Source organism: Rossellomorea sp. NS-SX7 (assembly GCF_052828565.1).
On the sequence record NZ_CM128249.1, the window covers coordinates 577,050 to 588,746 of the forward strand.

At 43.2% G+C, this 11,697-nt stretch carries 16 protein-coding genes; all 16 read left to right on the forward strand.

Annotation, left to right across the window (positions count from 1 at the left end):
• The first annotated feature begins 13 nt into the window (after nucleotides 1-13).
• The 16 genes from ACUXV2_RS02725 to ACUXV2_RS02800 all read left to right on the forward strand — a co-directional run bounded on the left by ACUXV2_RS02725 (nucleotide 14) and on the right by ACUXV2_RS02800 (nucleotide 11,647).
• Nucleotides 14-535: a cysteine hydrolase family protein gene (locus tag ACUXV2_RS02725; protein WP_446245534.1), complete on the forward strand. Its 522-nt coding sequence runs from the start codon at nucleotides 14-16 to the stop codon at nucleotides 533-535.
• Between the two features lie 186 nt (nucleotides 536-721).
• On the forward strand, nucleotides 722-1,156 hold the full coding sequence (locus ACUXV2_RS02730; RefSeq protein ID WP_446245535.1) for a hypothetical protein: 435 nt from the start codon (nucleotides 722-724) through the stop codon (nucleotides 1,154-1,156).
• Nucleotides 1,157-1,222: 66 nt separating this feature from the next.
• The gene (locus tag ACUXV2_RS02735) at nucleotides 1,223-1,567 is read left to right on the forward strand and encodes a hypothetical protein (protein WP_446245536.1); all 345 of its coding nucleotides are present in this window, start codon (nucleotides 1,223-1,225) and stop codon (nucleotides 1,565-1,567) included.
• Nucleotides 1,568-1,610: 43 nt separating this feature from the next.
• Nucleotides 1,611-1,898: a DUF4306 domain-containing protein gene (locus tag ACUXV2_RS02740; RefSeq protein WP_446245537.1), complete on the forward strand. Its 288-nt coding sequence runs from the start codon at nucleotides 1,611-1,613 to the stop codon at nucleotides 1,896-1,898.
• 117 nt (nucleotides 1,899-2,015) lie between these two features.
• The gene (locus ACUXV2_RS02745; RefSeq protein ID WP_446245538.1) at nucleotides 2,016-2,534 is read left to right on the forward strand and encodes an N-acetyltransferase family protein; all 519 of its coding nucleotides are present in this window, start codon (nucleotides 2,016-2,018) and stop codon (nucleotides 2,532-2,534) included.
• Nucleotides 2,535-2,724: 190 nt separating this feature from the next.
• On the forward strand, nucleotides 2,725-3,966 hold the full coding sequence (locus tag ACUXV2_RS02750) for an ATP-binding protein (protein ID WP_446245539.1): 1,242 nt from the start codon (nucleotides 2,725-2,727) through the stop codon (nucleotides 3,964-3,966).
• Nucleotides 3,967-4,341: 375 nt separating this feature from the next.
• Nucleotides 4,342-4,896, forward strand: coding sequence for a sigma-70 family RNA polymerase sigma factor (locus ACUXV2_RS02755; protein ID WP_446245540.1), 555 nt, complete (start codon nucleotides 4,342-4,344; stop codon nucleotides 4,894-4,896).
• A complete protein-coding gene (locus ACUXV2_RS02760; RefSeq protein WP_446245541.1) occupies nucleotides 4,880-5,899 on the forward strand; it encodes a hypothetical protein in 1,020 nt (339 codons plus the stop codon). Before ACUXV2_RS02755 ends, ACUXV2_RS02760 begins: the two co-directional genes overlap by 17 nt.
• Nucleotides 5,900-6,102: 203 nt before the next feature.
• Complete coding sequence (locus ACUXV2_RS02765; protein ID WP_446245542.1) at nucleotides 6,103-6,543, forward strand: GNAT family N-acetyltransferase; 441 nt, start codon at nucleotides 6,103-6,105, stop codon at nucleotides 6,541-6,543.
• Nucleotides 6,544-6,558: 15 nt separating this feature from the next.
• Nucleotides 6,559-7,089, forward strand: a complete 531-nt coding sequence (locus ACUXV2_RS02770) for a GNAT family N-acetyltransferase (protein ID WP_446245543.1) — start codon at nucleotides 6,559-6,561, stop codon at nucleotides 7,087-7,089.
• Between the two features lie 423 nt (nucleotides 7,090-7,512).
• A complete protein-coding gene (locus ACUXV2_RS02775; RefSeq protein WP_446245544.1) occupies nucleotides 7,513-7,980 on the forward strand; it encodes a YjdJ family protein in 468 nt (155 codons plus the stop codon).
• A 511-nt stretch (nucleotides 7,981-8,491) separates the two neighbouring features.
• Nucleotides 8,492-9,622, forward strand: coding sequence for a serine hydrolase domain-containing protein (locus tag ACUXV2_RS02780; RefSeq protein WP_446245545.1), 1,131 nt, complete (start codon nucleotides 8,492-8,494; stop codon nucleotides 9,620-9,622).
• Between the two features lie 104 nt (nucleotides 9,623-9,726).
• Nucleotides 9,727-9,942: a hypothetical protein gene (locus ACUXV2_RS02785; protein WP_446245546.1), complete on the forward strand. Its 216-nt coding sequence runs from the start codon at nucleotides 9,727-9,729 to the stop codon at nucleotides 9,940-9,942.
• A 74-nt stretch (nucleotides 9,943-10,016) separates the two neighbouring features.
• Nucleotides 10,017-10,238, forward strand: coding sequence for a hypothetical protein (locus tag ACUXV2_RS02790; protein ID WP_446245547.1), 222 nt, complete (start codon nucleotides 10,017-10,019; stop codon nucleotides 10,236-10,238).
• 79 nt (nucleotides 10,239-10,317) lie between these two features.
• Nucleotides 10,318-10,770, forward strand: a complete 453-nt coding sequence (locus ACUXV2_RS02795) for an NUDIX hydrolase (protein WP_446245548.1) — start codon at nucleotides 10,318-10,320, stop codon at nucleotides 10,768-10,770.
• 400 nt (nucleotides 10,771-11,170) lie between these two features.
• On the forward strand, nucleotides 11,171-11,647 hold the full coding sequence (locus ACUXV2_RS02800) for an effector binding domain-containing protein (RefSeq protein ID WP_446245549.1): 477 nt from the start codon (nucleotides 11,171-11,173) through the stop codon (nucleotides 11,645-11,647).
• Nucleotides 11,648-11,697: the final 50 nt, after the last annotated feature.

The following is an 11,697-nucleotide window of genomic DNA, read 5'->3' on the forward strand; positions in this document are numbered from 1 at the left end:
GGAATCCAAGGTTATGAGTAAGGCACTGATCATCATCGATGTACAGAAAGGTATGTTCCAGGAGGGTGCAGCGGTATATAAGGGAGATAAACTGATTTCTATCATAAAAACAATGATAGAGAGTGCCCGTGCTTCCAATACGCCTATCCTTTATGTGCAGCATAATGCACCAGCAGGAAAACCACTGGAATACGGGAAAGAAGGATGGGAAATACACGCTGAAATCAAACCGCAGCAGGAAGATACCATCATCCAAAAAACGACGCCTGATTCATTCTTGGATACCAGATTGGAAGATGAACTGAGTAAACGGGGCATAAACCATCTATATATTGCAGGAATTCAAACAGAAGCGTGTGTGGACACCACTTGCCGCAGTGCTTTCAGTAAAGGTTACAAAGTGACTCTGATTTCAGATGTCCACAGCACGTGGAACTCCGGTGAACTTACCGCTCAACAAATCATCAATCATCATAATGGAGTATTGAGGTGGTTTGCGGATGTTTACCCGTCGGAAGAAATAGACCTGACGTGAGCAGGTCGGGCACAGAAAGATGAGTTGCTCGAAAGAATCATCGGATCCGGTAACGGAGGGGAACGGGAGTTAAATGCCTCTAATTGATCAGAAGATATAGCTTCTCATTCCAAAGGCTGCGTCATTATACAGAAACACTCATTCTTAAAACCTATTATTACTTTCGGGTAAGGGGGAGGAGCAGGTATGTACGTAAAAACGATGCTCTTTTTGATTGGTCTATCTATTGCGATCTGTTTGTCTGGGTGCAGTGAAGAGGAGGGGGAAACGGTCTGGGATATTTCCGCACCTTTTGAATATGTCGGTTTGCCAATGCATGGAACAGAAGGCAAGTTCGGCATTGTTAAGGTAAACGGTGAATCCTCTGAACCGCCGTTTCCAGTCGGAGAAGGGCGGCACTATGAGGTTTATTTCTTGGATGAATCGGCTGACTACACTGGCAAAACGTATACCATGACGGCCACCCATAAAGAAACAGAAGAGACGATTTACCTTTATGAAGCGGGGATAAGCAATTACAAGAGTGGGGCCAAATTCGTCCTTGGGAGAGAGGGAATGTGGAGGATTGACGTATCCGTAGATGAAGAGCCTTTGACCAGCTTTGTTGTAGAAGTAAAGTAGTAGGGATTGGATTATGCCACGCAAAAAAGGGCAGCTTGTGATGAGTTCAGAAAGGTGTGTCAGGGTTTGCATTGTTGCTGTGAAGAAGGAAAAACGTTTGATATAAAAGTTGAAGGTGATGTCGGCGCCGATCCTTTGTGGTGCTGTCATTGCGGATGTAACTTGGAGATCGGTGATATGCCGCTCACCAAAGAGTTGGAAAGAGAATTATGGGAGTGGGCAATTCAGTATGGCAGATGGATGGATTGGGAATCCGATACGCCGCTTCAAGAAGGTGCCAAGCTGGAGGACGAACATAATAGACAGGGGAAGCATTTGGCCCGGCAAGTGAAGCTTGAGCTGGGTGACGCATATAAAGTGAGGTTCACACCATCGGACTTGGAGGGAGTGTATGCTGATAAGAAAAAATGACTTACCTGCCTCCAATCTAGTAACTCGTTAGAGGAGGGGAAGCATGGTAGGTTGGATTTATTTCATTCTTTGTTTGCCGATTTTTCTGGTCTCATATGTTTATTCTTTTTTTATAGCAAGCAAAATTGCATACTTACCACAATCAGAATGTAAGCCTGAATTTATTTTCACTCCAAAAGATGTTCAATATTGCAGTGATATTTATGCAATTGATGTTTTTCTAATTGCATTGAAGACAAATCCAATTTCATACCTTTGTTTATTAACAGGCATGTATATCATCATCTTTTTGGGATATAAAATCTTTCTGTCGATAAAGAACAAATTATAAGGTAAATGCTTTTTTTTTTTCAGAAAATGGGCAATAGGTTGCAAGCGAAGAATATATAAGAAGCATGCCTTTTATGGAGGGTACGTGCAAAAATCTTAAAGTAGGGGACGAGTCAAAGTGATCAGAGAAATGAAACTTGAAGAGTTACCCATTGCTGCTCAAGTTTATGAAAAATCTTTTATTGCCACACATAAGGATTTCTTGCCAGAAAGCTTTATGGCCACAATATCTTATCAACACGCGAAACATCGATTAGAAAGTATTTTTGCCAGTACAGCGCGTAGACCCTTTTGTTTCGTAGCGGTTATAGACAATAACATCATTGGATTTGCAATCGGCTCATTTGCCATTCATCCACCGCCAGGATTCAAAGGCGAACTCAAAATGCTCTATGTGTTGCCAGAGTATCAAGGAAGAGGGATTGGAAAGCAGTTAGTGAAGTCGGTCGTACAATATTTTGTAGTGAACCATGTTGATTCAATGTTTGCAGGAACATTTAAAGAAAACGTTGCAGCGAGAACATTTTATGAAGGAATCGAGGGTGTGAAAATTAGTGAACAAATCGACCATATTAATGGAGATGATTTCCCTACCGTTAATTATGGATGGCCCTCGATAGAAACCTTGTTCCTTTAAGAGATGCTCAAATTTGCGTCAGCGAAGGGTTAGGGTGAAACAAGGCTAGAAATAGGAAGAGGTTGGAGAAAACGGTTATGTATAAGTGCCCATCCCCTGATTTTAAATCTGGAAAGGATATTCAAATAAAATGTCGAAGAAGTAAATAGATGATTAAAAAATCCTGCTTTTGTCCTAAAGGAGTTCTTATATGATAGAGACCGTTCATCATTTAGTGTTGCATGTGGTATTCATATTGTTTTCGATCCTTCTGTTTCAAATGTTTACAAGAGAATCGGAATGGGACAAGAAAAGGTTTGACCTGAAGTTTCTTTTCATGAATATCGTGATACTCGTGTTTACGATGATATTTCCTGTCGTTTACTCGAGCGGATATGTGTACGATTTTAAAGTGGTCCCGATCATCATTGCTTTTATTTATGGCGGCACCAGAGTGGGGTTCGCTGTGTTTTTGGCCATGCTCACGATTGGCTTGTTTACCGACCATGTCATGTTGAAACTGATCGCAAATTATACGATTTATTGTTTGCTGCTTATCCCTCTGTCTACTTGGTACAGAAAGCTAAAGTGGAAAAACAAACTCCTCCTGATTTCCCTTTTTTATTTCTTCATCCCGGTTACAAGGGCGCTTTTCTTAATTCAAAAAAATGAAACCGGACAGCTTCCATTGATGATAAGCTCCACGGTGATTATTTGGTTGACTCTCATATCCACCATCTATTTGATTGAAAATGGGCTCGAACAGATCAGGATCAAGAAAGAACTTGTCAAAGCGGAGAAATTCAATGTGGTCAGTCAGCTGGCAGCATCCGTCGCACATGAAATCCGGAATCCGATGACGACCGTAAGAGGGTTCATGCAGCTGCTGCAGGGTGAAAGCTTATCGAAGGAACAAAAGAGCTTCATCAATATTTCGATCCAGGAATTAGACCGGGCTCAAGAGGTCATCAATCAATATCTCTCCCTCGCAAAGCCGCAAACGGAAGAATATGAAGTGTTCAGTGTGAGTGATGCCTTAGACGAATCGGTTGAAGTGATGTCGACTTATGCGGTCATGAACAGTATTGAAGTCAAGAAAGACATTGAAGAAAACCTGAGGATAAAAGGATTGAGTTTTGAGGTCAAGCAAGTATTCGTCAACATCCTTAAGAATGCGATCGAAGCAGTAAAGGAAAACGGCGAAATAACGGCAGCGGCCGCCGGGACTAAAGATGGCCAAATTATGATCACCATCAGAGATAATGGGGCAGGCATGCCGCCCGAACAAGTCAAAGTGTTAGGAACACCCTACTATTCCACAAAAGAAAAAGGAACGGGGCTCGGGTTGACGGTCTGCTATCAGATCGTCAAACGGATGAATGGCGACATACGCGTCAAAAGTGAATTGAACGCAGGGACAACATTTACGATTTTGCTGCCTAAGCATACATAGAAAAGAATAGGAAACGATGTAGGGGTCGGAGTTGGGTCATTGGTATTGGTGAAATATGAGCTAAAGCAAATAAAAAATTATTGGATATACCGATCCTGAGCAGGGTGATCAATTTTATAGATCCATTGGATTTTCAAAAGGAGATCTTTATCCGAAATCCACCACTTTATGGAGCTTGAAAAGTGAATGAGTAAGGTATTTTGATGGGGCTTATCCTGACCGGGGTGGGCTCTTTTCTTTACCGATCATGATAGGAACAAGGTACAAGGGAAACAGCAAATCGAAGCTGGCACCCACTTTGTCGCAATCAATAAAAAATGAAACCATTTGCAAACTGAATCGTCTTAGCATTAAACGGGATGGGGTGAGACTTGTGTGAGAAAGATTCAGGATGAGGGCTATTCGGAACATCGCGATGCCTGGCTTGAAATGATCATGGATGAGTATGGCGAGCGTCTGACCAAGATGGCCTATAACTATGTAAAGGACTGGAATCTGGCAGAGGATATTGTTCAGGATGTATTTATAAAATGCTACAGGAATTATGATGAGAGGGATAAAATTCATTCATTTAAGGCTTGGATTTATAGGATGACGATTAACCAATCAAAGGATGTTCTAAAAAGTTCAGCTTTTCGAAAAGTGGTAATGAACTCCAGTCTTTTTACTCTCTTCACATCAAAGGAATCTTTACCTGAAAAGAGTGTGTTGAAGCGCAGCGAGGAAGAGAGTCTCTCCATGTGTGTGCTGTCCTTGCCTGTAAAATACCGTGAAGTGATCACGCTCTATTATTATGAAGAATGTTCGATTGAAGAAATGAAAGAAATGCTTGCAATCAACTCAAACACAATCAAAACGAGGTTGAAAAGAGGAAGGGAAAAGCTGAAAAAGATGATGGAAAGGTGGGAAGATGATGGAGAGAAGGCTTAAGCAGTTGAGGAAAGCAATGGATTCTACGACTCACAGAGGTAAGCACTTTACAGAGTTTCAAAAAAATAAGATTCGGAACGCTGTAAATACGAATATGCAAGCCGAGCCTAGAAGACCCCATTCATTTGTTCTAATCATCGTAACCACTTTAGCCATTTGCTTAGCGGGTTTCTTCATCTCTACTGAGGTGTTCATCAAGCAGGATAACGAACAGATGAACGGAACGTCAGTCAAGGAATGGAAGGTGAATCACGAATATAAGGAAGGGGGGGAGACGGTTTTTAGCATATTCCCTGATCCTGAGTTACAAGCGGGTAAGCCTTACGGATATATCTTTCATTTTAACGAACCATTTTCAACATACAAAGGAAAAGAACTTTCCATATCTGCCGTCCACAAAGGAACTGGTCAGCGCATGCAGGCAGTCCCCCCTCAAGAAATAACCGAGCCATCAGAAGGATACTCAAGTCTGGAACGATTCACCACAAGTTTTCAAGTTCCATACAGCGGCTTATGGCGATATGAAGTGTACCTGGATGGAAAAGTGTACGGTGATGCTGTAGTGAAGGTGTCTGAAAAGGAAGCGGCAAAGAATGTCAGTTTGCCAGAAGATCTCCCGGACTACGTTCAGGAGCATGACGTTGAAAAAATTGACTGGAATCGAAAAGCAGCAGCCTTTGGAAGGAACGTCATCGGAAACGAAAATCAGTCAGGCATCATCGGGGCCGACATGCCGAGCTTGACTCCTCAAAAATGGATGTGGCACTTATGGGGAACGGATGCTTCGGAATTGACCGTGGTCGGTTACCATAAAGAGAGCAAAACCGTCCACCCTATTCTGAATAACGTGGATCGCTGGACTATTGGACTTGGGGGCGAAAATAATGGAGCCGATGTTCACGCACCTTCATCCGTCACGATCCCAGAGAGGGGCGAATGGGCTATTTTACTTTATGCGGATGGGGAATTATTTGATGTGATTGTGTTGGATATCAACCATTGAATCAGTGCAGATGTGTTGGAGGTTGGTGCGGGTCCTAGTATTTTAACAGTCGGACTCGCACTATTTATATATGTGGCGAATGGGAACAAGTGCACGAGAGTTGTTCATATACTGAAAAGTTATCCATTCATGTACAGGACTTGCAGGAATTCAGCTGGAAAAAGGTGAATAACACATATGATGAATCGTAGAGGAGTGGTCCCTTGGACACATCAAATAGACAGGCAATCCGGGAATTAACCGAAAGAAATGATTGGATCGAAGCTTTTCCCGTCATGAAGCAGCTTCGGACAGATTTGACGGAAGAGACTTATTTGGAACTTCTGGAAGCAATGAGGAAAGACGGGTATGTTTTATTCGGATATTATCATGAAAAGAGGCTAGTGAGCCTGGCCGGATTAAGTTGGAGGGTCAACTTCTACAATAAACGTCACGTATTCATTTATGACTTGGTAACGGATTCCGCTCACCGTTCTTCTGGCCATGGTGAAAAATTGCTGGATTTCATCCATCAGTGGGCTGGGGAGAACGGAGCTGAGTATGTCGCGTTGGAATCCGGTGTACACCGAACGGACGCGCATCGTTTCTATGAAGACCGGCTGCATTATGATAAGTGGTGCTATTCATTCAGGAAGACACTGTAAGAGGGAGAGATACATATGTTCAAGTTGGAGTACTTTGGGCGCACTGATTTCGATCAGCTCATCGAGTGGAGCGATTCGCCCTCCTTTTTATTGCAATGGGCAGGCCCCGGATTCCACTATCCGCTGGATCACCAGCAGCTGGAAAGGTATATTGAAAACGCCAATCATGAACAGGCAGACAGGTTGATTTATAAAGTGATTGACACAGGGACCGGCCGCACCATCGGGCATATTTCACTAGGGAAAATCGATCGACGGAACAGGTCGGCACGAATCGGGAAAGTATTGGTCGGTGACCGGGAAACAAGAGGAAAAGGCATCGGCCGGAAGATGATCACGGACATTCTTCATATTGCCTTTGATGAACTGGGATTACATAGAGTCAGCCTTGGCGTATTCGATTTCAACACATCCGCTATCGCCTGTTACGAAAAGGCGGGGTTCAAGAAAGAAGGGCTGCTCCGCGATGCCAGGAAAAATGGCGATGAGTACTGGAGTATGTGGGAAATGGGCGTGTTGGAAGAGGAATGGCGAGGGAAAGTTTAGGCGGTGATTCCCTTACTCTTAGCTTGTGCCAAGGTAGCACTCCCGTGTTACAAACAAAGATTATTCGACAAGTGGAAGGTATTTTTAAAAAGTGGTTTGTATTTCGTGGATTTGGAATGGAAATATGAAAAGTGGTTCGTAAAGTTGAAATCTTGCACGTGTTTTTCGAAAGTGGATTGTATTTTTGTATGATGAACTGAAAGGTTGCAGCATATGATGAATGACCTGTCATGAATCAGTTAAGAAGATGGCCAACATGCATTTTTGAGGTAGAATCCTGGATGAAAAGTTGCAAATGGGGCGAGGAAGTGCCGATTTGGCCATGGGTGGGCCATGGGGACAGGTACGGTGTCCCACGAGATGCCTCAAAAAAGTCTGTCCCCCGGCTGCATATAGAAACGTTTATTTAAAGGAGGCTACAGTGTGAATCGTTATGTGATCCAAATCGGACTGGGTATGGGATTCCTTCTGTTTTCGGTTTTTGCCACTTTATATGAGGGTTCGGGAATAGTCGACAGCCCGTTTGAATGGGAGTATTCGACCCCTTTTTCCGGTGAAGTAGAGAACGCTGGTGATATTTCACCTCTTGATTATTTTGTGTATGCCATCAAGTTTAAGCCAACCTTTCCAATCGTTATGGCCGTAAGCAGCATGTATTTGTTGGTGGTGACAGGAAATCTGTTTATGAATAGAAAGCGATTCTTTACCTTTTACCTGCCTTTTCTAGCAGTTCTTCAGCTTACTTTAGGTTGGTTGATGTCTTCCGCTGTCACCACGGGTACGCAAGTGTTGTCTTATGTTTTCTTATCGAGTGGTGCACTCATTCTAGCAGCCGCCTTACTATATCATTTTACTCCTCCTGGCAAGGGAGTTGTGTCTAATAAGAGGTAGTGTTGTACCGGTCAGGGGGACAGGTCCCGTGACCCGTTTTTAGATGCGCCTTCAATTTCTTTTCGTCCAATTTCATTCTACTTAGCAGCTATCGTTATTTTATAAAAATTCCTAACCGTCCAACCGCCTCGACGGGGGTATTACGGTTGCAGGAATGATTTTATTATCAAAAACGGCCAACTTATTATCAAAAATCAGGATATATTATCAAAAACCATCCTCTTATTATCAAAAATCAAAATATATTATCATAACCTCAAATCCCAGCTTATATATACCCGGTGTTGTATCTGCACGCCGGCCCCGCATCGGAACTTACCCAAAACAGGGTAAGTTCTTTTTTGTAAATATGCCTTGAGCATACAGTATGAATTTGGAATAATTGGTATTGAAAGGATTATTCCGATTCCTTACCGTCATCACTGGAACTAATGATCGCTGTACCTTAATAACTTCCACTAAAAATAACCAATCACTAACAGTAACAGACAGATTAAAAAAGGAGACAAAGATGAAATCAACTACTGACAAACTGGATTACATAACAGACTATATCAATCAGATCATGAATGATCAGCAGGGCACCGGGTTGAGCGTTGCCATTGTGAAAGATTCTGAGATCATCTATTCCAAAGGATTCGGGTATTCAAAGCTTGAACCTGAAATGCAGCCGATAGATGGGGATACACGGATGAGCATTCAAAGTATCTCAAAGAATTTCATGGCCGTTTCCATCATGCAGCTTGTAGAGAAGGACCTGCTGTCATTGGATGATGCGGTCGTTCACTATCTTCCATACTTTAGGACAAAAAATAAACAAGAAAGCGATATGATCACGATCCGCCAGCTTTTATCCCATACGGCAGGTTTCCCTTCGGACGTGGGGATTGCCAATATGACGGCTCCGAATGTAAGGGAAATCTTTTCTGATACTCCAACTGAATTTCAAGAAGCATTGGACTACTACAATCTTACAGAAGAAGAGATTAATAGTATAAGGTTCAGGGAGGATATAACGAAGTGGTTTCAAAAAGTAGAGTTGGAGTATCCGGCAGGGAAGGGATGGAATTACTGCACAGATGCGTATGTCATTCTTGCGGATTTGTTCGAGAAGGTGACAGGGACAGAGTGGGAAGCCAATCTTCAAGAAAAAATTCTTACCCCGTTGAATATGGACCGGACGACAAGTGACCCAATGATCGTTGAAGAAGATCCAAACAGTGCAAAGTACTATATGGGCGAGGATAAAATAGAGACCCCGTTTCCAAAGAATACAATTTCCGCTCCGATCGGCTACCTGTATTCGACGGCAAATGACCTGGCAAAATATATAGCATTTCACTTAGATGAAAAGCCGGATATTCTCAGTTCGGATTTAAAGGAAGACATGCAGCGTCCCGTTCATCTTGTCAGTGAGGAATGGCGGTTCGGAAGTGACGTCAGGAGTTACGGACTTGCATGGTTCACTGACATGTATAAAGGGCTCGGGATCGTTGAACATGGGGGCGGTCAAATGGCTGTCAGGTCCTTGATGACGATGGTACCGGAACTCAATCTGGGGGTGGTTGTTTTGCTCAATTATGACGGGACCACTCACCATGATATCTGTGATAAGGTCATTGATGTTTTCAGTGATTCCTAGGATAAGACGGACGTATGAAAACGCAGGGGTGAATCTCGTGCTACCTTTTTTACGGATAAGAATGAGTTAAATAACCAGTACGGGTTTAAATAGGGGCTGTTTTCTTGAAAAATACTAAACTAAGGCTAGTATGGGTGATTCCCAATGTCTTTTGTTACCTGATGTTCGCAGGGGTATCGGCATTTACAGTCATCCATGCAGAAGGTCTGCAAGAGATCCACAGATTGGGGATATGGGTACTTGCGATGATCCTTCTATTCGCCGTATCTATCTTCGGCAGTTACCGGATCTGGACATGGATCAAAGAGGGGAAAATGTAAAGTGTTTGTTGAAAGACGGTTCTTTGCTGCCTAAGCACAGGGAACCAATCCATACAAAATAAGGGGATAGATCGATGTTGAAAGGATTAAGAATGGTGTTAGCAATCATCGTCGTCACGATGGCAGGTTATGGGTTACTCACGGATCAACATTGGCTGCTGCCATACTTGTTGTTCTTAATGGGCTTGAATCTACTGGTGATGGCATTGGAAGAATTTCAACGGGGAAAAGTGGTTTACGGCTATCTTGGTGTAGGGGGTTCTTTGTTTCTGATGGTCGTACTGTTTTTCCTCTGAATGGTTGTAAATTCTTTCCTCTCAATTCGCTTGGTGGGTGGAGCCCGAATCCGAACCTGAAATGGAGGTTTTTACAGAGATGGACTATGTGAAGGGTTTAAGGAAACTAGTCGGGAACAGGCCATTGATTTTAACTGGGGCAGTGGTCTTAATTTTAAATGAATCCAACGAACTGCTGTTGCAGCACCGAACGGACGGCGGCTGGGGATTGCCCGGCGGACTGATGGAGCTAGGGGAAAGTCTGGAAGATACGGCAAGGAGAGAAGTAAAGGAAGAAACAGGGCTTGTGCTGGGTGAGCTTAAGTTATTGGATGTTTTTTCTGGCCCCGAATATTTCTTTAAAGTATCAAATGGTGATGAGCTCTATTCGGTCACTGCTGTTTATGTCTCGAATGAAGTAAGAGGGACGATTGAGGTGGATGAAAAAGAGTCCGTTGAAGTACGGTATTTTAACATTTATGAATTGCCAGTTGGTTTAACCGATGAGTATAGAAGTTACATCACGCCGTACGTGAAACAGTTGATGGATTAGATTGTGTTCAATATGGCGGCAGGGTTTGGAGGAAGGTTTTAAGGTGGGGAAGGTAAGGGTGGATACACATTAAGATGGATGGTGGACAATCATGCGAATGAGTGAGTTGGTTGATTGACGATGGTGGATGGGACTGGGGATGCAGCTGGGTTTGTAGTTTAGTTTTCCATCTTTTATTAAAGTCAGCATAAAACGAAATCATTCAGCATATATTCATTTTTTTTAGCATAAATCCCAAAAAGTCAGCATAAACCCATTTCGCTTATGCTTCTGAACGGCATCTCTTCATCTGCTGCTCCAAAAGCCGGTACGGATTTCGCTTAACGTGGTCACCCCGCCATTTTCTAATATAAAAAATATCCAATAAAAGGGATTTTGACAGCGTTAGGAGAAATACAAAGTGAACGGTAACAGACAGGAGGTCGAAGAGATGGAATATAAAAGGGTTCATAAACAGTTTAGATTGGCAGGCATGAAAGGCTGCGGGGCTTATGCAGATTTCGGTACGGATGTTCCAAAAGCTGCCCAGAACTTGATGGCGCGCGCTGATGAAATCGAGCATCGTGCCGGTACGGAAATCGCCATTTTTGAGCCAAAAAGGGGTGAGCGTCATCTTGAAGGCAGCTATTATGTAGGCATGATCGTGAACCAGCCTCTTTCAGAAGTGCCAAGCGGAATGGAATTCATCGAATTAAACGGGGAATATGCAACGGCCAGAGGGAACATCAAGGAGGTCGGAAGCCTGCATAACGGATTAATAAAGTGGGCGGTGGACAAGGGGTATAAGCAAAAGATGGACGCTTATATTGTTGAGACGTATCATCCGTTGGAAAATGGTGAGGAGGAAATTGAGGTATATTTGCCGGTCCAGGGGTAGACTCTCGAATGCACCATTCGGCGCCAGCGCCCTGGTAGAGGTGCAGGTGA

What these genes read in the sequence shown, in the direction of transcription:
- ACUXV2_RS02795 (WP_446245548.1), top strand. Translation starts at nt 10,318, where the DNA reads ATGGACTATGTGAAGGGTTTAAGGAAACTAGTCGGGAACAGGCCATTG.
- ACUXV2_RS02780 (WP_446245545.1), top strand. Translation starts at nt 8,492, where the DNA reads ATGAAATCAACTACTGACAAACTGGATTACATAACAGACTATATCAAT.
- ACUXV2_RS02790 (WP_446245547.1), top strand. Translation starts at nt 10,017, where the DNA reads ATGTTGAAAGGATTAAGAATGGTGTTAGCAATCATCGTCGTCACGATG.
- ACUXV2_RS02760 (WP_446245541.1), top strand. Translation starts at nt 4,880, where the DNA reads ATGGAGAGAAGGCTTAAGCAGTTGAGGAAAGCAATGGATTCTACGACT.
- ACUXV2_RS02770 (WP_446245543.1), top strand. Translation starts at nt 6,559, where the DNA reads ATGTTCAAGTTGGAGTACTTTGGGCGCACTGATTTCGATCAGCTCATC.
- ACUXV2_RS02730 (WP_446245535.1), top strand. Translation starts at nt 722, where the DNA reads ATGTACGTAAAAACGATGCTCTTTTTGATTGGTCTATCTATTGCGATC.
- ACUXV2_RS02750 (WP_446245539.1), top strand. Translation starts at nt 2,725, where the DNA reads ATGATAGAGACCGTTCATCATTTAGTGTTGCATGTGGTATTCATATTG.
- ACUXV2_RS02740 (WP_446245537.1), top strand. Translation starts at nt 1,611, where the DNA reads ATGGTAGGTTGGATTTATTTCATTCTTTGTTTGCCGATTTTTCTGGTC.
- ACUXV2_RS02725 (WP_446245534.1), top strand. Translation starts at nt 14, where the DNA reads ATGAGTAAGGCACTGATCATCATCGATGTACAGAAAGGTATGTTCCAG.